At 30.1% G+C, this 19,870-nt stretch carries 18 protein-coding genes and 1 pseudogene; 11 read left to right on the top strand and 8 right to left on the bottom strand.

From position 1 onward, the window contains the following. Positions 1-2: 2 nt before the first annotated feature. Both IPK18_14170 and IPK18_14175 read right to left on the bottom strand, forming a co-directional pair. A complete protein-coding gene (locus tag IPK18_14170) occupies positions 3-1,115 on the bottom strand; it encodes a pyridoxal phosphate-dependent aminotransferase (GenBank protein ID QQR97941.1) in 1,113 nt (370 codons plus the stop codon). 4 nt (positions 1,116-1,119) lie between these two features. Then, positions 1,120-2,016 carry a branched-chain amino acid transaminase gene (locus tag IPK18_14175; GenBank protein QQR99366.1) on the bottom strand — a complete coding sequence of 299 codons (897 nt, stop codon included), beginning with the start codon at positions 2,014-2,016 and terminating at the stop codon, positions 1,120-1,122. A 131-nt stretch (positions 2,017-2,147) separates the two neighbouring features. Between IPK18_14175 and IPK18_14180 the strand changes: the two genes are divergently transcribed. The 5 genes from IPK18_14180 to IPK18_14200 all read left to right on the top strand — a co-directional run bounded on the left by IPK18_14180 (position 2,148) and on the right by IPK18_14200 (position 7,581). Beyond that, the gene (locus tag IPK18_14180; protein QQR97942.1) at positions 2,148-3,014 is read left to right on the top strand and encodes a hypothetical protein; all 867 of its coding nucleotides are present in this window, start codon (positions 2,148-2,150) and stop codon (positions 3,012-3,014) included. 9 nt (positions 3,015-3,023) lie between these two features. Further along, positions 3,024-3,242, top strand: a complete 219-nt coding sequence (locus IPK18_14185; GenBank protein ID QQR97943.1) for a hypothetical protein — start codon at positions 3,024-3,026, stop codon at positions 3,240-3,242. Between the two features lie 361 nt (positions 3,243-3,603). After that, positions 3,604-5,034 carry a signal peptidase I gene (gene lepB / locus IPK18_14190; protein ID QQR97944.1) on the top strand — a complete coding sequence of 477 codons (1,431 nt, stop codon included), beginning with the start codon at positions 3,604-3,606 and terminating at the stop codon, positions 5,032-5,034. An 8-nt stretch (positions 5,035-5,042) separates the two neighbouring features. After that, positions 5,043-5,795: a thioredoxin gene (locus IPK18_14195; protein QQR97945.1), complete on the top strand. Its 753-nt coding sequence runs from the start codon at positions 5,043-5,045 to the stop codon at positions 5,793-5,795. Positions 5,796-5,871: 76 nt separating this feature from the next. Beyond that, entirely contained in the window at positions 5,872-7,581 is a 1,710-nt protein-coding gene (locus tag IPK18_14200) for a T9SS type A sorting domain-containing protein (GenBank protein ID QQR97946.1), read from the top strand. 12 nt (positions 7,582-7,593) lie between these two features. On the opposite strand, the gene IPK18_14205 is transcribed toward IPK18_14200, so the two are convergent. Next, on the bottom strand, positions 7,594-8,928 hold the full coding sequence (locus tag IPK18_14205) for a vanadium-dependent haloperoxidase (protein QQR97947.1): 1,335 nt from the start codon (positions 8,926-8,928) through the stop codon (positions 7,594-7,596). Positions 8,929-8,963: 35 nt separating this feature from the next. Next, positions 8,964-10,246, bottom strand: a pseudogene (gene eno, locus IPK18_14210) (phosphopyruvate hydratase). Positions 10,247-10,427: 181 nt separating this feature from the next. Here eno and IPK18_14215 point away from each other — a divergent pair. After that, positions 10,428-11,846 (top strand): amidase, encoded by a 1,419-nt coding sequence (locus tag IPK18_14215; GenBank protein QQR97948.1) that lies wholly within the window; start codon positions 10,428-10,430, stop codon positions 11,844-11,846. Here IPK18_14215 and IPK18_14220 read toward each other — a convergent pair. Both IPK18_14220 and trpS read right to left on the bottom strand, forming a co-directional pair. Next, a complete protein-coding gene (locus IPK18_14220) occupies positions 11,843-12,502 on the bottom strand; it encodes a deoxynucleoside kinase (GenBank protein QQR97949.1) in 660 nt (219 codons plus the stop codon). The two genes, IPK18_14215 and IPK18_14220, sit on opposite strands and share 4 nt — an antisense overlap. Positions 12,503-12,551: 49 nt before the next feature. Then, complete coding sequence (trpS, locus tag IPK18_14225; GenBank protein ID QQR97950.1) at positions 12,552-13,556, bottom strand: tryptophan--tRNA ligase; 1,005 nt, start codon at positions 13,554-13,556, stop codon at positions 12,552-12,554. A 203-nt stretch (positions 13,557-13,759) separates the two neighbouring features. Here trpS and IPK18_14230 point away from each other — a divergent pair, with 203 nt between their 5' ends. From IPK18_14230 to IPK18_14250, 5 genes are all read left to right on the top strand, one after another. Further along, positions 13,760-15,406 (top strand): PDZ domain-containing protein, encoded by a 1,647-nt coding sequence (locus IPK18_14230; protein ID QQR97951.1) that lies wholly within the window; start codon positions 13,760-13,762, stop codon positions 15,404-15,406. After that, positions 15,406-16,089 (top strand): tRNA (adenosine(37)-N6)-threonylcarbamoyltransferase complex dimerization subunit type 1 TsaB, encoded by a 684-nt coding sequence (tsaB, locus tag IPK18_14235; protein ID QQR97952.1) that lies wholly within the window; start codon positions 15,406-15,408, stop codon positions 16,087-16,089. The genes IPK18_14230 and tsaB overlap by 1 nt, the downstream gene beginning before the upstream one ends. Before the next feature lie 50 nt (positions 16,090-16,139). Next, on the top strand, positions 16,140-16,472 hold the full coding sequence (locus IPK18_14240; protein ID QQR97953.1) for a helix-turn-helix transcriptional regulator: 333 nt from the start codon (positions 16,140-16,142) through the stop codon (positions 16,470-16,472). Positions 16,473-16,590: 118 nt separating this feature from the next. Continuing rightward, positions 16,591-16,923 carry a helix-turn-helix transcriptional regulator gene (locus tag IPK18_14245; GenBank protein QQR97954.1) on the top strand — a complete coding sequence of 111 codons (333 nt, stop codon included), beginning with the start codon at positions 16,591-16,593 and terminating at the stop codon, positions 16,921-16,923. A 296-nt stretch (positions 16,924-17,219) separates the two neighbouring features. Beyond that, positions 17,220-18,242, top strand: coding sequence for a hypothetical protein (locus IPK18_14250; protein QQR97955.1), 1,023 nt, complete (start codon positions 17,220-17,222; stop codon positions 18,240-18,242). Between the two features lie 227 nt (positions 18,243-18,469). Here the strand turns inward: IPK18_14250 and IPK18_14255 are convergent, their stop codons facing one another. Then, positions 18,470-19,366: a class I SAM-dependent methyltransferase gene (locus tag IPK18_14255; protein ID QQR97956.1), complete on the bottom strand. Its 897-nt coding sequence runs from the start codon at positions 19,364-19,366 to the stop codon at positions 18,470-18,472. Continuing rightward, on the bottom strand, positions 19,366-19,860 hold the full coding sequence (locus IPK18_14260) for a DUF4199 domain-containing protein (GenBank protein ID QQR97957.1): 495 nt from the start codon (positions 19,858-19,860) through the stop codon (positions 19,366-19,368). Before IPK18_14260 ends, IPK18_14255 begins: the two co-directional genes overlap by 1 nt. Positions 19,861-19,870: the final 10 nt, after the last annotated feature.

Below are 19,870 nucleotides of genomic sequence, written 5' to 3' on the forward strand. Positions count from 1 at the left end.
CACTAAACAATTGCTGCTTCTATAGATTTTGTAATATTGTTTAGTCCTTGCAACAATTCATCTTGTGTTGGAAATCCAAAACCAATACGCATGTATGTATCATCTTGTTCAAACCAATGTCCTGCGCCAACAATAGTTTTATAATCATTAAATAAAACAGAATAAAATTGATTGGTATCTACTTTGTATTCGTCTTTTATTTTTGGAAAACAAACCACACCAGCATTTGGATCAGTCCAAATCATGTATTGTTGCTGTTCCATCCATGCTTTCATCAAAATAAAATTAGAATTAATGTGTTTATGTACATCATACAATATTTTTTCATGCTGGTAGAATACTTGTAAAGCAATTGCCTCATCAACTACTGAATTACAAATAATAATTTGTTCTTTAGCAGCTAAAAAATCATGCATCAGTTGCTTATTTTTATTAATCAACCAACCAATTCTAATGCCTGGCACACCAAATGCTTTTGATTGAGAACATACGGAAATTACGTTATTAGAAATAGAGGCAAAATAAGGTAATCTTTCAGTTTTAAAATTCAAATATCTATACGTTTCATCTACTAAAACATAGATATTCTTTTGTTTGGCATACAATATAACTTCTTCAATAATATCAGAATCAAACACAATTCCAGTTGGATTGTGTGGCGATGTAAATGATATAAGTTTAGTATTAGGTTTTATTTTGCTAATAATATCACTTACGGAAAACTGAAAATTATTTTCAAGTTTCAAATCAACATATGTTATTTCACAATCTATGGCACGTGGTGTTTCAATATTTGTTGCATAGTTTGGTCTTAATACAATTAGATGATCATTATTTTGTAATAATGTAGTAGAAATAATGAATAATGCAGTAGCAGCACTTGGACAAACTAATACATCATCTTCATCTAAATTAGGTTCATTGTTTATTATTGCTTTCCTTAGTTCAATATTTCCTTTGTGTTCGCCATAGCACAACAATGTATTTTCGATATTAATATTCAAATCTTTCAAATATATATCACGAATAGAACTTTCAGCTAAATTGCAAATAATATTTTCGTAGCCTAACTCTTCAGGAGATTCTACTTCAATGGGCATTCTTTTGTACTTCATATCATCAAAAATATTCTAAAAAGTTAGTGTCTTTTCCTGTTACAATTCTTTTATATCTATCATGCAATAAATGTCCAATGGTATCTTCCCATTCTAATTTCAATTTGTTTTGATTTATATATCTGATACCAGCAACTTCAGCAGCTGTGCCTGTAAAAAACGCTGCATCAGCATTCAAAATTTCATCTATACCAATAAATTTTTCTACCACATCAATGCCCATTTGCTTTGCAATATCTATTAATGTTTGTCTGGTAATGCTTGGAAATATATTAGACAAAGGTGGCACAAATAATTTTCCATTTTTTTCCATAAAAATAGATGCGCCTGCTCCAGATGCAACATAACCTTCAACATCTATAAGCAATGCATCATCATAACCATTTTGAATTGCCTCGCGTGTAGCTAATATTGAGTTGATATAATTTCCAGTTGCTTTTATATCTACTGGCATCGTTTTCGGATGTGGTCTTCGCCAAGATGAAATCATTATTCTCAACTCATTATTTGGATAGTATTTATTCCATTTCCAACATGTCATCAACATATTTGGTCTATCGGCATCTACAGCACGCAAAGTCATATTTTTATCCATAAAAATAAGCGGACGAATATAGGCTTCTTTCAATTTATTTTTTTCAACTAACTCGTAGGCAAAGTTTATCATTTCTTGCACAGTGTATGGCATTTGTATATTTAGCTTATGAGCTGAGTTTTGTAATCGTTCAAAATGTCTTCTTACTTTATAAATATGTGTTCCATTTTCTGTTTGGTATGCTCTGATGCCTTCAAATACACCATATCCATAATGTAATGTTTGATTGAATGTGCTTACCTTAAATTCGTCTACTTTCTTAAAAATTCCATTAAAAAATAGAATTGTCTTTTCATTGTGATACAACATAGTATAAATATATTACAGAAATATCAGAATTCAAAAACAACACTGGTTTTATATTTAGATTAAGCAATATTTTTTTGAATAGAATTTATTTATATTTTTCTTATTTTTAATCCAAAAAAACACAAAATATGGATAGTTTATATTACAAAGCATCTGGCAAAGCGCCAATTTCAGGAATTCTTTTAATGCTAATTGGTGGCACAATTGCAGGCATACTTTTGAGTATTGTATATATTGCATTACAATGGTTTATTCCGTTTATTTATTTAAACTTATTTATTGCTATAGGATTTGGAATTGGAACATATATGGCATTAGTATTTCTTCTCAAAAAAGGAAAAGTTAGAAATCCATCTATTGCTGTAGCAATTGCATTCATTGTAACTATTATTTCATATTATTCACAATGGGCATTGTATTTATCTTTGCTTTTACAATCATCTGGTGGAGGCTCATTTTTTGTAAAAACGTCTTTCAACTTAGATACTTTTTTATATGAATTTATGCATCCATTTGATATTATGAATAACATTAAAACATTAGTTGGAATTGGCACTTTTACATTAAAAGGTTCAGTTGTGAAAGGTGGATTCTTAGTATTTATATGGATAATAGAAGCTTTATTAATTATTGCTATTGCTCCAATTTTTATTTCTGGAAATGCAAAGGAACCATTTTCTGAATTACAAGACAATTGGATGGAAGAAAAAACATTGCCAATTAATTTAAAATTCATAGAAAAAGAAAATTTACAGAATTTTAAAAACGAGTTAGAAAAAGGAAATTATTTACCTTTATTAGAATTAAAAAACAATGATAATCCTAATAAATATGCGGTACTAAAAACATATTCAATTGATGGTGATGACAAGCAATTTTTATCTATAGAAAATGTGGAAATAACTTACAATAGTAAAAATGAAGAAAAGAAAGACGAAACTGATGTCATAAAGTATTTACAGATAGCTACATCAGATTTATCAGCATTAGTTTAATTAAAAAAAATGACAAAAAGAGACATTGAAAATAGAACTGATATTGTTGAAATAATTACATTATTTTATAAGTATAGTTATCAAGATGAAAGACTTGGAGCTATTTTCAAACACATAGCACCATTAGATTTAACGACACATATTCCATTAGTTGCAGATTTTTGGGAAGGCATTTTGTTTGATGTATTTACTTACAAAGGAAATGTTACTGAAAACATTTTTCTGTAAACACCAAAACAAATCTATCAAAAGAAGATTTTGACTTATGGTATAGCTATTGGCAAAAAGCTGTAGATGAATTATTTGCTGGAGAATTAGCAGAGAAAGCAAAATTCCGTGCTCAATCAATTGCAAACATTATGAGCTACAAAATGGACTATATAAATGAGAAAAAATAATTGCTTTAGTAAATATTAGTATTTAATTTTAACATTTATAAACTAAATAATAAATTATTTCTTGTTAAAAAATTAGCATCTTTGTGCAAATAATTTTATAATATATGCTGAGTATTATTTACTTCTATTTAATTTATTACATACTTCATTTCTCATTATTTGGTATATTCAAAAAAGCAGGCAAAAACCCAATGCATGTCTTTATTCCTTTCTTGCAAGATGTAACTTGGTTAGAAATTTTAGGTAAAAATAAAAGGAAAGCAATTTGGGGCTTGATACCATATGTCAATTATCTTTTTGCACTTACTTGGGTTACCGACACATTACATTGCTTTGGCAAAAAATCATTCTTACATCATGCATTTGCATCGTTCTTTGGTTTTATCTCATTTATATATATTGGTTTTTTTGATAAAGATGCAAAATACCTTGGGCCATTATTTGCCAACAACAATAAAATAAAAAGAAGCACTGTAAGAGAATGGTCTGATGCAATTGTTTTTGCCGTTATAGCTGCAACATTTGTACGTATGTTTACCTTAGAAGCATACAAAATTCCGACAACATCAATGGAAGGTTCTTTGCTCGCAGGTGATTTCCTATTTGTATCTAAATTTAACTATGGCGCAAGAATACCTCAAACACCATTAGGTATACCATTTTTCCACCATTCATTACCAAATAATTTAGGGAAAGCATATTCAAAGCTTATTCAATTACCATACAAACGACTACCAGGATTTGAAGATATAAAAAGAGGCGATATTGTAGTATTCAACTATCCAGGTGATGCCATAGAAAACCCTGATCGTCCTGTTGATAAAAGAGAAAACTATGTAAAAAGATGTGTGGCAATATCTGGCGATACATTACAAATAATAGACAGACAATTATACATCGACCATAAAAAACAACCACACTACAAAGAAATGCAGATGATGTATGATGTAATTCTAAACAAAAAACTTGATAGAGCAGCATTGGATAAATTTGGTATGCTTTGGTTTTACGATGTTGCTGGATTTAATTTTGCTGATGGATTTGGGAATCCAGTTGAGCCATTAGATGCTATGCACAATATAATGGACAACTATCTTGCAAATAATGATACAATTACACTTTTACTAACGAACAATCAAATCAGTCAGCTAAAAGAAAATGGTTATATAAAAAATATTATTAGTCATCCAAATTTAGAAAGCGCAGCATGGATTGAAGATATTTTTGTAGCACCTGCAATTTTTAAATGGACAGTAGATAATTTTGGTCCGATTGTAGTACCATACAAAGGAATGTCTATAGAATTAACAACAGAGAATTTTGCAAAATATTATTCTACAATCAAATATTTTGAGAAAAAAACTATTGAAAGAAACAATAATAACCAAATTATTATTGACGGAAATATTGCAACAACATTTACTTTTAGTCAAAATTATTTCTTTATGATGGGCGATAATAGACATAATTCATTAGATTCACGCTATTGGGGATTTGTACCAGAAGACCATGTTGTAGGCAAACCATTGTTTGTATGGTTTTCTATGAACAATTTTGAAGAATTTCCAAAAAATATAAAATGGAATAGAATATTCAAAAGTGTAACTAGTTTATGTAAATAATAACATATATGAAAAATATAATTTTAGCATCGCTATTTATTTTCAATTTTATTGGATGTAATAGCAACAACAATAAACAAAATGATACTGAAGTCATAATAGCAAAAAACGTTGATGTTAATGAATTTGAAAAATTAATTTCATCCAATAATGATGCTCAACTAATTGATGTACGAACTGAAGGTGAATTTATAACAGGTTTTATACCAAAAGCAAAAAATATTAACTTCAACAATCCAAACTTCGCACAAGAAATTTCAAAATTAGATAAAAACAAACCAGTATACGTGTACTGTCTTTCAGGTGGAAGAAGTTCATCAGCTATGAAAGTGATGCAACAACAAGGTTTCAAACAAGTATATAATTTGCAAGGTGGAATTATGTCTTGGAAAGGCAATAGTAAAGCAATAGAATTACCTAAAAACAACAATCCATCAGATGATTCGACAATCACTCTAGATGCTTACAAACAATTGATATCAAAAAACAAACTTGTATTAGTTGATTTTTATGCGCCATGGTGTGCACCATGCAAAATACTTTCTCCAATTGTAGAAAGCGTAGAAAAAGAGATGAATGGTACATTTAAGTTAGAAAAACTAAACTATGATAATTGTAATGAGTTAGTAAAACCATTACAAATTAGTTCAATACCATTAATTATTTTATACAAAAATGGACAAGAAGTTTGGCGTAAAAAAGGCATATCTACAAAAGATGAAATCACCATGATTATTGAACTTAACATGCGTGAAAAATAATCTTTTGTAAAAAGTTAATTAAAAATCTCTTTTTTGTTAATTTTTTATTAATTTAGATATTACAAAATATCTAAATATGTTACAAAATACTATAAAAGCAATATTTACAAGTATCGCACTCTTTTTTATAATTGCAAATAATATTAATGCACAAACATGTAAAGTACCTAAAAAAGAAGTGAAAATCAGAGTTTTTGGCGATAGCTGGGCGCATTTTCCTGTGATTTACAAAGCATACGATTCTGCATTAGTACAATATGGTTTCCCAGAATATATTTCAAATGGAGATTTTACAGTTCTAATTAGTATGAACTCAGAAGCATTTTTATATCCAATTGCAAAAGCACTATGGCAACCACAAATTGAAAAAGATGGAAGAGATGGTACACCATTAATGGTGATATCATTACTAGGCAATGATATTGCATTTAAAATTAGAAAAGACAAGCCATTATCCATTTTAGATGCACCATTAGCAGAAGCGAAAACAAATATGGATACCATCTTTGATTTTATTCATGAGAAATGTCCAAATATGAAAATATTGTGGATGTGTTATGATTTCCCAAACTTTGTAGATCCAATTATTGATTATCCTTGGAATCCATATGCAGAAATGTGGGAAGATAAAGACAGATTTACGCCAGCAGAAGTTAATCCATTTATTAATTATATGGCTCATTTGCAAGATAGTTTAGTTGGTGTTTGGAACAGACCATATCTACATTTTGTAAATAATGTAGGACTAATGCAATACATGTATGGACAGCCAACACCATTGCGTGTTGCACCTTTCGGCACTTATCCAAAATATAGTGTGCCATTTCCTGGTGGTGATGAAAACTATCCAACACCACATGCTGCAATGGGTTTGGGTGGCATAGATACTTATCATTTAAGTCCGCAAGGTTATACATTCTTGGCTTCTTATCAAATGAGAAAGTTTTTTATGGACTATTTAAGAGAAGATAAAGATACCACTATTCAATCTTTAGGTGGAAATTATGATGGCTATGTATCTACAACATCCACAGGAAATCAAAGTATAAAAGTTGGAAAAATAGCAGAACAGGAGACAAGTAAAGGAATTACTACTTTCAATACAGCATTTATTGAAGACGATATTAGAATTAAAAAAGCAAGTTTATTTATTAGAAGAAAAGAAGGAAATTACAAATCATATCCAAATCAATTATATCCAAACAATATAAAATTAGATATTATAAGTGGAACATTTGGTAATGAAACTATTGAACTTTCAGATTTTAATGCCACATCAAGTAAAGAAGACATTGCATGTGCATTTGGAAATACTAGTAGAGATAATTATTCTATTCGATTTGATATACACGAAGAAGCATTGCAATACATCAACAAAAATGGATTAACTCAATTTAGAATAAGTATTGTAGATACAGCACAAGGCGAAAGTATTGTTCATTATTACACAGGCGACACAAGTATGTACGAAGCACCTTATCTAGATTTATATTATGATTCTAATAGAATTGTTTCTTCCATCAAAGAAATTAAAAATCACAATATAACTATTTACCCAAATCCAACTAAAAATATTGTAAATATTGAACGATTAAATTCAAGTGATTTTGGTAATAACTTAAACATTCGTGTGTATTCAACTTCAGGAAATCAATTAATGCATATAGAACATAAAAAATCGGATAAAGTACAAATCAACTTAAAAGATATTGCTAACGGAAATTATATTCTAAGAATTGACGATGGAAATTATTTTATTTCCGAACAAATATTAAAGTATGAATAGGCTACTGAATAATTAATTTTTAGTTGTAACTCTATCTATAATTGTATTGCCAACTTTATTTCCTTGTTCAATACCAAATTCAATAGCTTCTCTGTAATGTATGCCACCATACAATCTAGAAATAGCAGCCTCATCAGCAGCTTGGTTGAATGTTGTGTAAGTACGCTCATTAATACCTAAGAATGTATTGGTATTATCTACAAAAGTAATATCACCAAATAGGTGTTTAAGTACTGTTGCAGAAGCACCAGAGCAAACCGAATGACCAGATGTATATTCAGGAAATGGTGGTGTTGCCCATTTGGGTTCCCAATTAGATTGTCCAGCAATATAATCTCTGATATATGTTTTTGGTCTTAATAAATTCACTCTATACTTAGCTTCCCAACAAGATATAAATGCATCGCCAACAGCTAATCCAACTAAAGCATACATTTCTGCTGCTTGTATTAAATTCAAATTCTCTTGAGTTGCAATTATACTTGCAATATTTAGCCAATGTCCAGCAGGCGAAGGTGTTTGTCCTGGCACATCTGCCCACCACATTGCAATATGCTCTTGTTCTATCGTTAAATTTTCTTTTACAGTTACCACTTCCATTGCTTGATTATAAAAATCTGAACCAATAGTTGTACTAAAAGGTATTTGAGATGCCACATAGCAACTCGTTGATGCAGCCATAGTAAATGGTCTCATTTCGCCCCAAAATGGTTCAACTGGACGTAAACTAACAGCGTCAGTTGGTGCCCAAAACATCTGATTTTCTGAGCGACTAGGTACTGTATATGTATTAGTTCTTATAGTTGAATAATTATCTCCACTTGCCCAAGCAACAATAGTATTTCCAATTGCTCTACCATATTCAATAGAACTATTGAACAATTGCTCATTGATGTTATTTCTTTTTTGGTTCAATATGTGTAATCTAAGTTTTTCAATCGTATCATTAGATGTTGATGAAATATTTCTATTCAATACATTTTTTGCAACAACATACATTGCTTCGTCGCATGCAATTTCATAATCTAAATTTTGGTATCTAAAAGTTGGAATTGAAAGACTACCATTTAATTGATTGGCTAAACTATTGTAATTATTTGCTCCAGTTACTACACTTTCGTACATAGCAACACCAGCATAGGCAAAATATCTTGAAGCAACTGGTGGATTCAAAGCTTCTCTTTTGGCTACATATCTAAATAAGTCTATCCATTTTATAGCAATATCACCTGAATATATTGATGCATCTCCAATTTTTGTTTGTGTTGTTGTTACATCATTATCATCTTTTTTACAAGATTGTATTAATACAGACAAAAAAAAGATTGCGTATAATACTTTTTTCATATTATTATTTTTAATTATTTATGTTAATATTAGAATTAAAAGAATTTATAATTTCTTCCTGGATAGTATGCCTCAGTAGCTAATTCTTCTTCTATTCTTAATAGTTGATTGTATTTTGCCATTCTATCACTTCTAGAAGCAGAACCAGTTTTTATTTGTCCACAGTTTAAAGCAACAGCCAAATCAGCTATGGTACTATCTTCAGTTTCACCACTTCTATGACTCATTATTGATGTATACTTGTTTCTATGCGCTAAATCAACAGCATCAATCGTTTCAGATAAGCTACCTATTTGATTTACTTTTACCAATATTGAGTTGGCAATATTTTTATCAATACCTTCTTTTAATATTTTAGTATTCGTTACAAAAATATCATCACCAACTAATTGACATTTGTTTCCTAATTCTTTGGTTAATAAAGCCCAACCTTTCCAATCTTGCTCTGCCAAACCATCTTCTATAGAAACAATAGGATATTTCTTTACCCAGCTTGCCCAATAATCTACCATTTCTTCAGATGACAATGCTTTATTATCAGATTTTTTAAAGATATATTTTTTCTTCTTTTCATCATAAAATTCTGATGCTGCGGCATCCATAGCTATTTTTACTTGTTCGCCAGCTTTGTATCCAGCACTTTCAATTGCTTTCAAAACTGTTTCAATAGCTTCTTCATTAGATTTTATTTCTGGAGCAAAGCCACCTTCATCGCCAACATTGGTAGAATATCCTTTAGATTTTAAAACTTTTTTTAGATGATGGAAAATTTCAACACCCATTCTCAAACCATCAGAAAAATTTTCTGCACCAACTGGCACCACCATAAATTCTTGAAAATCAATTTTATTATCAGCATGTGCACCACCATTCAAAATATTCATTAAAGGAATAGGTAATGTATATGCATTTGTTCCACCTATATATCTATATAAAGGCATTCTTGCTTCTTGTGCAGACGCTTTTGCAACTGCTAATGATACTGATAAAATTGCATTGGCACCTAATTTCTTTTATTGTCAGTACCATCTAACTCCAACATTATTTTATCTATAACACGTTGCTCATATATATTTTCTCCAATAATAGCTTCTGCAATTAATGTATTTACATTTTTCACAGCTTTTAGAACACCTTTGCCCATATAAATTTTTCCATTATCTCTTAGTTCTACAGCTTCACGTGTTCCTGTAGATGCACCAGAAGGTACAGCTGCTCTACCAAGAATTCCATTTTCTGTTATTACATCAGCTTCTACTGTTGGGTTGCCTCTTGAATCTAAAATTTGACGGGCATGAACGGATACAATATAACTCATAAGTTCTTTATATATTTTTGATTAAGAATTAATTTCACAAAGATAATAGATTTTTGCCAACTAAATAAAATCAAAGAATAATGATTTTTATCATCAGATAATTAATCTAGATAAATTATAGCTAAAAAATATTTTTGGACAAAACCATAACTCGTACATATATATTTTATATTTTTAGAATATGGGAAAAAAGATAAATGCATTTTCGGATGATGCTTTAGGAACTTTGGATGCTATAGGTATTGCAGAAGCAATTGCATCTAAAAAAATATCAGTACAAGAAGCAACAGAAGCAGCAATTGCAAGAGCAGAAAAAGTGAATGAAGAATTGGGCGCAATTATTCTAAAAACATATGATGATGCAAGAAATATTGAAAGACTAAATAGAAATGGTGCGTTGTATGGTGTGCCAACTTTTATAAAAGACAATGATTTTATAAAAAATTACCCAACACAAAAAGGTACAGGCGCATTCAAATCAAAAATTGCAAAAAAGAATAGTAAATATGTCAATCAGTTTTTCTCAACTGGCGTAAATTGCCTAGGCAAAACAAGCTTACCTGAGTTTGGTTTTATTTGTAGTACAGAAAATGATCGTTGGGGAATTACAAAAAATCCATGGGACACAGATTATACTACTGGTGGCTCTTCTTCTGGCTCTGGAGCTATGGTGGCAAGTGGTGTTGTACCTATTGCTACAGCAAATGATGGTGCTGGTTCTACGCGCATACCTGCTGCATGCTGTGGTTTAGTAGGCTTAAAGCCAACACGCAAACGATTATTCTACATGGAAGGAACGGAGACTTTGCCAATAAATATTGTTTATCAGGGTGTGCTTACAAGAAGTGTTCGTGATACTGCATTGTATTATGCTGAAGCTGAGAAATTCTTTCATAATAAAAAACTACCCAAGATTGGTTATGTGAAAACACCAATTCAAAAAAAATTAAGAATTGCATTTTTTGAGAATCTTCCAGAAGGCAAGCAAGGACACATGGATGAAGATACTTTTCGTGTGCAATTAGAAACAGCAAAATTATTGGAAGATCTTGGTCATCATGTAGAAATGATAAAAGTACCATTGGATATTGAATCGCTAACAATACACTACCTTACTTATTATGGTTTTTTATCTTATATGTCAATAAATTTTGGTAGATTAACGCATGGTGCAAAAGTTGATAAATCTGTATTGGAACCATTTACATTAGGTTTGGCTAACACGTTTTCTGGTAGAAAGCTAAAATTATTCAATAGCTTGAGTACCTTGAAAAAATCTGCAGAAAATACTGAGGCTGAACTGAGCCAAAAGTATGATATAATTATGACTGCTACTACTACTAAAACTACACCAAAAATTGGTTATTTCTCGCCAAATTTAGAGTATGATGAAATTGCAAAACGTGGTGCAGATTTTGCAACTTATTTGCCATTATTTAATATTTCTGGATCTCCAGCAATTTCTTTACCGTTAGGCATTGCATCAAATGGAATGCCTGTTGGTGTGCAACTTGTATCACCATTTGGACAAGATGCTTTATTGTTAGAATTGGCTTTGCAACTTGAATCAGCTAAGCCATGGAAATTTATTTATGATTAAAATAAACCGAATAATTCTGCGTTGATTTTATCTACAACTTTTCCAAAATCTTCTGGTTTATCTGCAAAGTTTAAGTTATCAACTGAAATTACTAAGAGTGGACCTTCTTTGTAATTCTCAATCCAATTATCGTAATATTGGTTGAGTTGTTTTAAATAATCTAATCTGATATTATCTTCATAAGCTCTACCTCTTTTTTCAATTTGAGATACAAGTGTACCTAGTGATGCTTTTAGATAGATTAATAAATTGGGTGGCGTAATTTGCTTGTTTATAGTTTTAAACAAGCTGATATAATTTTCAAAATCTCTGGTACTCATCAAACCCATTTCATGTAAGTTTGGTGCAAAAATATGAGCATCTTCGTATATTGTTCTATCTTGAACCACTGTCTTTTTGCCTTGTTGTATTTCTACTAATTGTTGTAATCTACTATTTAAAAAATAGATTTGTAAATTGAATGACCAACGTGGCATATCAGCATAAAAATCATTTAAGTAAGGATTGCTTTCAACATCTTCAAATCTTGCTTCCCAATTATAATGTTTAGCTAATAAATCAGTAAGCGTAGTTTTACCAGAACCTATATTTCCAGCAACTGCAATATGTTTTATTACTTCTTTTTCAATTTCAGGTTGTTGGTTTTTCTTCGCCATGATTTCTTTCTATTGTATAAAAATAAGGTATTCTAATTAATCAAAAAAGTTAATTCCAAAATTTATTCAAGCCCATTAAATCTTTAACATGTTCTATTGTAAATTGTGCACTCTTTTTTGCTAAAGTTGCACCATGTTCTGCAACATCTTTTAAATATTTTGGTTGAGCTTCTATTTCTAAAATTTTTTCTTTAATAGGTGCTGTAAAAAGTACAATATCTTCAGCCAATTGTTTCTTCAAATCACCATATCTTATGGTGCATTGATTGTATTGTTCATCAAAAAATTGTACTGTTTCTTCTTTAGAAACCAATTCCATTAAAGTAAATAAGTTCTGTATTTCAATTGGTTTTTCTTGATTTGGTGTTGTTGGTCCAGCATCAGTTTTTGCACGCATTACTTTTTTTCTCATAGACTGTTCGTCTTCTCGTAAAAATATAGCATTTGCTTCGCCTTCACTTTTGCCCGTTTTTCCACTACCATCTAATCCTGGCACTTTGATTAACTTCCCAGAAAAATCAAATGCTTGTGGCTCTGGAAAAAATTCTTCATTATATCTATGATTAAATCTTTGAGCAAAATTTCTTGCCATTTCCAAATGCTGTTCTTGGTCTTTTCCAACAGGTACTTTATGCGCTCTATGTATTAGAATATCAGCAGCCATCAAAACAGGATAGGTGAGTAGTCCTGCATTTATATTTTCGTGATGTTTCTTTATTTTTTCTTTAAAAGAAGTACATTTTTCTAATTCGCCTTTGTAAGCGAGCATATTAAGCAATGTATATAATTCTGTAATTTCCGGCACATCACTTTGTATGTAAAGCACTGATTTTTCTGGATCTAAACCACATGCAACATATTCTGCTAAAGTTGCTTGTGTAGAAACTTTAAGCATCGCAGGATCTGGATGTGTTGTTAGTGCATGTAAATTTGCAATAAAGAAGTAACAATCATAATTATCTTGCATGAATAAAAAATTCTTTACTGCACCAAAATAATTACCTAAATGAAGATTTCCTGTGCTACGCACACCACTCAATACACGTTCTTTCATACATCAAAAATACGGAAAAATAGATAATTAAAAAAAACATCTTATTATACAATAATTAACTTTGATGTAAAAAAACATTTAATAATAAATTATAAAGTACTTGCGAATTAAATCAAATATGTAATTGCCAATATCATTTAATTATTTTTAACCTATATTTCTCATATTTTTTATTAGTTTAGACAAATATTATACGCAAAAAAATGAAAAAAATACTTTTAAACATCACACTTATTCTTACTGTATTTTATGCTACATCAAACGACAGAAATAAGTATTTTGAAATGGCTAAAAACTTAGAACTATTTACTAATGTATATAAAGAGTTAAATGCATCATACGTAGATGAAATAGATCCAAATCAATTAATGACGGATGGTATTGTAAAAATGCTCGAAGGCTTAGATCCTTTTACAAACTACATTACTGGAGCAGATATTGATGAATACCAAATGCAAACTACTGGAAAATATGGTGGCATTGGTTCTAGAATAGCAAAAATAAATGATAGAATTGTATTAACAGAACCATATCAAGGTTATCCTGCTTACAAAGCTGGTTTAGAACCTGGTGATGTAATTTTAGAAATTGATGGCAAATCATGTACAAAATACAACTCATCTGAAGTGAGTGAGTTACTAAAAGGTGAACCAGGTACAATGATAACTTTGAAAGTACAAAAAGCTGTGAGTAATGAAGAGAAAACATACACTTTTGAGCGTGCAGAAATAAAATTGAATAATGTTGTATTTGCAGAAATGCTAAACAATGAAGTTGGCTATATAAAACTTATTTCATTTACTGATGATGCTGCCAATGAAGTTCAAGAAGCAGTACTTAAGTTTAAGAAAAACCCAAGTTTAAAAGGTATAGTTTTAGACTTAAGAGGCAATGGTGGTGGATTGTTGGGCGAAGCCATAAATATTTGCAATACATTTGTAGATAAAGGCACAACAATAGTAAATACAAAAGGAAAAGCACCTGAAAATAATTATGAATATGCGACTCAATCAAATCCAATAGATATAAATATTCCAATTGCAGTATTGATTGATGGTGGCTCTGCATCTGCATCTGAAATTGTTTCTGGTTCTATACAAGATTTAGACAGAGGCGTAATTATAGGCAATAATTCTTATGGAAAAGGACTTGTACAATCTACCAAACCATTAGGTTACAAATCAAAATTAAAACTTACAATTTCTAAGTATTACATTCCAAGTGGAAGATGCATACAAAGAATAGATTATAGCCATAGAGATGAATCTGGCCATGCAAATACAATTCCTGATTCTTTGCGTACTTCATTTAAAACCAAAAACGGACGTACAGTAAAAGATGGTGCTGGAATAGAACCTGATATTAAAACTACAGAAGCAGAAGTAGCACCAGTAACTATAGCATTATATGTAAACAACCATATATTTGATTATGCAAACTATTACAAATACAATAATAAAACACTTAGAGATAGTGTACAATTTAATATAAACGATGTTGAATACAATAATTTTATCGAATTCTTAAAAGGAAAAGAATATAAATACACATCAAAAACTGAAGAATCAATCAAAGAATTGAATAAATTGATAAAAGATGAAAATTATTCTGATGAAATAAAACATACACTAAGTGATATTGAGAAAAAAATTGAAAATGATAAAACGCAAGATTTAATAAAGTATAAAAAAGAAATATCAGAACTACTAAATCAAGAAATTGTATTCAGATATTACAACGAAAAGGGGAGAATTGCAAATAGCTTAAATTATGATACAGATGTAAATACAGCAAAAAAATTACTAGCAAATCCTACACAATACAAAGAAATTTTAACAGTAAAAAAATAATGTCGGTTTATATTTTATGTATAGACACAGCACTTAGTACTTGTTCTGTAGCAATTTTCAAAGACAAAGCACTAATTGCTTCCGCCAAAGATGAACGAATCAATACAGCATCTGAGCATATAAACATGCTTATTCAAAATGTATGTGAAAAGGCAAATTTAGAGCTAAAAAACATAAATGCAATTGCATTAGCATTTGGGCCAGGCTCATACACTGGTTTAAGAATTGGTGTATCTATAGCAAAAGGCATTTCGTACACATTAGACATTCCAATTATTGCCATATCTACCTTAGAAATAATGAATTATAAAGCATTAGAGTTATATCCTAAAACAGATTTTTACCTACCAAATATTGACGCAAGAAGAGATGAAATCTATTTTTCTTTATATGATGATAAAAAAAACATAGAAATTAATGAGCAGCCAAAGATTTTAGATAAAAGTTTTAAAAAAATATTTGAAACAGAAAAAACTTTTACAATTTTTGGAAATGCCACAGAAAAAATAAAGCTATTTTTAGAAGAAAACAAAAATAGCACATATATCATTGACTTTGAATATAATGCAACAAACATTGGACAATTAGCACATCAATTATTTATAGAAAAAACTTTTGTAGATACTGCATATTTCGAACCAAATTACATAAAACCATTTTTCTTGCATACAAAAAAAGCATAACATGCAACCTTTTAGCATTCATATGCAACTATATCTGTAAAACAATTAATATGACAATGACAGCAGTTGAAAAAACATTATTTGGTTCAGATTACAAATACTTAGAACCAATTCAATTGAAAAAGGCAAACATTACACTTAATGCATTGAATCATAAGCTAAGAAGACAAATGTTAGAACTAATTAACAATAAAGAAAAAATTACAGTTACAGAGTTATTTATTGAAATGAGATTAGAGCAATCCATTGCTTCTCAACACTTAGCAATACTTAGAAGAGCTAGAATTGTAAATACTATTAGAGATGGAAAATTTATCTATTATTCTGTAAATAAGGAAAAAATAGAAGATATCAACAAGATTGTGAAGTCAATTTTGGCCTAATTTTCCCCAAAACAAAACATATTTTAATTACTTAATGTTAAATTTTACAAATTATGTATGAATTAAATTAATTCTTATTATATTTGTACTAACTAAACTATTAATTAAAATATTTTTTATGGAAAAATTAGAATTAAACAACGAACAAATCAGCAAAGCAGCAGATTTGTTGAAGGCAGTTGCGCATCCATTAAGAGCAAAAATCGTTAAGTTAATTAACGAAAAGGGTGAAGTAAACGTGAACATCATTTACAGCACTTTAAAAATCGAACAATCAATTACATCGCAGCATTTAAAGATGTTAAGAGGTGTTGATGCTGTTAATGCTAGAAGAGATGGAAAAAAGATTTTTTATTCATTAAATGCAGAAAAGTTCAAAGTATTGAACAAAGCGGTTTCTATCATTGATGAATACAAACCAAAAGCAGCACCAGCTAAAAAGAAAAAATAAGAATATAATTCTTACAATTATGATGGGTTTTCTTTTGAAAACCCATTTTTTATTAATGTTATTTTCTAATGCCATTTTTTATATCAAAATAAATTCTACAAGTATCCATTATACACAATTTCTTCAACCAACATTAATAGCACCAACTTTTATCCTCAGTAGTTTATCGCTAAAAACCAATGAACGTGGAAAATAGATATAAACTTCACTTGCAAACTTCGTTTGCAGTTCGTAACTTCGCAAATCAGCCGAATATTGGTGGCAACCCAAGAAAGACACACTGTAAATAAGAAAGTATGACAACAAAAGAAGATAAAAAGAAAATTTGCTTTGTTATTTCACCAATTGGAGAAGAAGGCTCTGAAACAAGGGAACGTTCCGACCAAGTTTTAAAACACATAATAACAAGCCCAGCAGAACAAAACGGATATACAGTTGTTAGAGCAGACAAAATTTCTGAACCAGGAATAATCACTACCCAAATAATTGAACATATTGTAGATGCTGAACTTGTAATCGCTGACTTGACAGAAAAAAAACCTAATGTTTTTTATGAATTAGCAATTCGTCATGCTATACGCAAACCTTTAGTTCAAATGATTAGAAAAGGTGACATAATTCCATTTGACGTTGCAGCTACAAGAATTATACAATTTGATCTTCGCAACCTTGACAGTGTTGCTTCTGCGAAAGAAGAAATTACAAATCAAATAAAGTCTTTGGAAGCAGGAAACAGTGATTTTCATAATCCAATTTCTGTTTCATTAGACTTAAAAGTTTTAAAAGAAAGTGGGAATGTTGAAGAACGTTCATTAGCTGACATAGTAGAAGCAGTTTCAGATTTGCGTATTGCAGTAACTTCACAGGACAAAGCAAATATATCACCAAAATATCTTGACGAGTTGAAAATGATGATAGACAGCATACCAAACAAAGTTGAAAGCCGACTTGACGAATTTAGACGAAGACGAAAAAGATTTCATCCAATGATGTTTGACGAAATGATGCATTTTGAAATGAAAATGGAAGACCCAAATATTGGCTTTCTTATGATGGTGAGTTTTTATAGAGATGACTACCCTTGGATTTACGAGTTAGGACTTGAAACATACAGAGCCTTAAAAACAACTAAATCAAAGACAGAAAAAAGAAAAGCAGTTGAAAATTTTGAAAGAGCAATTGAAATGATAGGACACCCGATGTTCAGAGAAATGTATGGAGAATCAAAAGAGTTATATATGTTCAGTAAAGACATACGACATATGATGCACATATTATTAGAAAAACGATTTTTAATTGAAGAAGAAAAACCTGAATAAAATGGGCAGCCACCAACATCGGTGGCAGTTGCACAACGTGGTTTTTTTGGTGTTAGTTTTACATAGCTTATATATCATATATTATTAGTATTAATACATAGTTGTTTGCTTTCGTTTTGTTCTCTGGTATCTTGTGGCACTTCTAATTAAACCTGAATTATTCATTAGCAAATGAATAATTCAGGTTTAAAAACTTTTAGCGAAGACAGAATAACACAGTGCATATACTAAAATCGACAATAAACACCTAATGGTAATTGTTGTTGTTGCGCAGATGGTATATAGATTTCGCCATAATCTATTGTTGATACTGTTAGCTTGTTTTTTGCTAAATTGTCGTTCATCAAATTTCTAATAATTAATGATGAAAAACCTAATGAATAGCTGTTTAATACAAAAAAATGTTGCTCATTGTCTAATAGTTTTAAGACATCAGATAGCATTTCATTTATTTGCTGCTCTAGCTTCCAGCTTTCACCATTTGGACCATGTCCATATGCTGGTGGATCTAAGATAATACCATTGTATTTTTTGCCTCTTTTTACTTCTCTTTTTACAAACTTTAGTGCGTCTTCTACTACCCAACGTATATCTGTAAGTTGCGAACTCAACATATTTCTATTTGCCCAACTTACAACTTGTTTTATAGCATCTACATGTACTACATCTGCGCCTGCTGCTTTTGCAGCAAGGCTTGCGCCACCTGTGTACGCAAATAAATTGAGCACTGTGCATGTTTTATTTTGTGTAATTATCTTTTTGGTTTGATTAAAAATAAAATCCCAATTAACGCATTGTTCTGGAAATACACCTACATGCTTGAACTTTGTTAATGCAAGATTGAATTTTATTGTTTTATGTTTATCTAATTTATATACTATATTCCAAGAGTCAAGCATTGGCTTATGTTTTTTCCAAATACCAGAAGAACTAGATTGTGCAACAAATTCTGCATGTGCTTGTTTTCTCCATTGTTCTAAAGATAGTTTACTATCCCAAACTGCTTGTGGTTCTGGTCTTATCAGAATATATTCGCCAAATTGTTCTAATTTTAAAAAATTACCAGAGTCTAGTAATCTGTAATCCTCAAAATTATCTAATGCTAGTGTAGATATCTGAATCATTAATCTTTATTTTTTCTAAAATACAATGCACCTATTAAATTTCCAATATTACAAGTAATAAGATTGGACAAGAATGTAGAAAGCAATAAGAATGGTACAGTCATGTATTTTTTTCCTGCTTCTATAAATGATTCCATTTTATCTTCACTTATATTTTGTGCTTTCATTTCTTCGCGTGCAAGGTCGTTTATCTTCTCATAAAAGTCTACATCTATCACCTTTACATACAACACCATAAACAAACAAACAATTATTACAAACAATAATGATGAAAAAAAACCAACTTTAAACAATTGACCAAATGTAGCATCTTTGTCATCAAGTGTGTCTGCATATAATTTTATTGAAAATACAATACAAACAAAAGTAATTGCCAACACCAACCATTTTGCCCATTGCTCCATATCGATACCTACGATAAACAAAATTAATGTGAGTAGTATATACACTAAGCTAAGTGTAACGCCATTTTTTATAATTACAAAATTATCCATAATATAATAA

It is taken from the genome of Sphingobacteriales bacterium, assembly GCA_016699615.1.
Lineage (GTDB): Bacteria > Bacteroidota > Bacteroidia > Chitinophagales > JADIYW01 > JADJSS01.

Excerpts from the sequence above, each read along its gene's own strand:
- IPK18_14245 (QQR97954.1), top strand. The coding sequence starts at position 16,591 with ATGGAAAAATTAGAATTAAACAACGAACAAATCAGCAAAGCAGCAGAT.
- IPK18_14250 (QQR97955.1), top strand. The coding sequence starts at position 17,220 with ATGACAACAAAAGAAGATAAAAAGAAAATTTGCTTTGTTATTTCACCA.
- IPK18_14240 (QQR97953.1), top strand. The coding sequence starts at position 16,140 with ATGACAATGACAGCAGTTGAAAAAACATTATTTGGTTCAGATTACAAA.
- IPK18_14215 (QQR97948.1), top strand. The coding sequence starts at position 10,428 with ATGGGAAAAAAGATAAATGCATTTTCGGATGATGCTTTAGGAACTTTG.
- lepB (QQR97944.1), top strand. The coding sequence starts at position 3,604 with ATGCATGTCTTTATTCCTTTCTTGCAAGATGTAACTTGGTTAGAAATT.
- IPK18_14200 (QQR97946.1), top strand. The coding sequence starts at position 5,872 with ATGTTACAAAATACTATAAAAGCAATATTTACAAGTATCGCACTCTTT.
- IPK18_14205 (QQR97947.1), bottom strand. The coding sequence starts at position 8,928 with ATGAAAAAAGTATTATACGCAATCTTTTTTTTGTCTGTATTAATACAA.
- IPK18_14260 (QQR97957.1), bottom strand. The coding sequence starts at position 19,860 with ATGGATAATTTTGTAATTATAAAAAATGGCGTTACACTTAGCTTAGTG.
- IPK18_14170 (QQR97941.1), bottom strand. The coding sequence starts at position 1,115 with ATGAAGTACAAAAGAATGCCCATTGAAGTAGAATCTCCTGAAGAGTTA.
- IPK18_14180 (QQR97942.1), top strand. The coding sequence starts at position 2,148 with ATGGATAGTTTATATTACAAAGCATCTGGCAAAGCGCCAATTTCAGGA.
- IPK18_14230 (QQR97951.1), top strand. The coding sequence starts at position 13,760 with ATGAAAAAAATACTTTTAAACATCACACTTATTCTTACTGTATTTTAT.
- IPK18_14185 (QQR97943.1), top strand. The coding sequence starts at position 3,024 with ATGACAAAAAGAGACATTGAAAATAGAACTGATATTGTTGAAATAATT.
- tsaB (QQR97952.1), top strand. The coding sequence starts at position 15,406 with ATGTCGGTTTATATTTTATGTATAGACACAGCACTTAGTACTTGTTCT.
- trpS (QQR97950.1), bottom strand. The coding sequence starts at position 13,556 with ATGAAAGAACGTGTATTGAGTGGTGTGCGTAGCACAGGAAATCTTCAT.
- IPK18_14220 (QQR97949.1), bottom strand. The coding sequence starts at position 12,502 with ATGGCGAAGAAAAACCAACAACCTGAAATTGAAAAAGAAGTAATAAAA.
- IPK18_14195 (QQR97945.1), top strand. The coding sequence starts at position 5,043 with ATGAAAAATATAATTTTAGCATCGCTATTTATTTTCAATTTTATTGGA.
- IPK18_14255 (QQR97956.1), bottom strand. The coding sequence starts at position 19,366 with ATGATTCAGATATCTACACTAGCATTAGATAATTTTGAGGATTACAGA.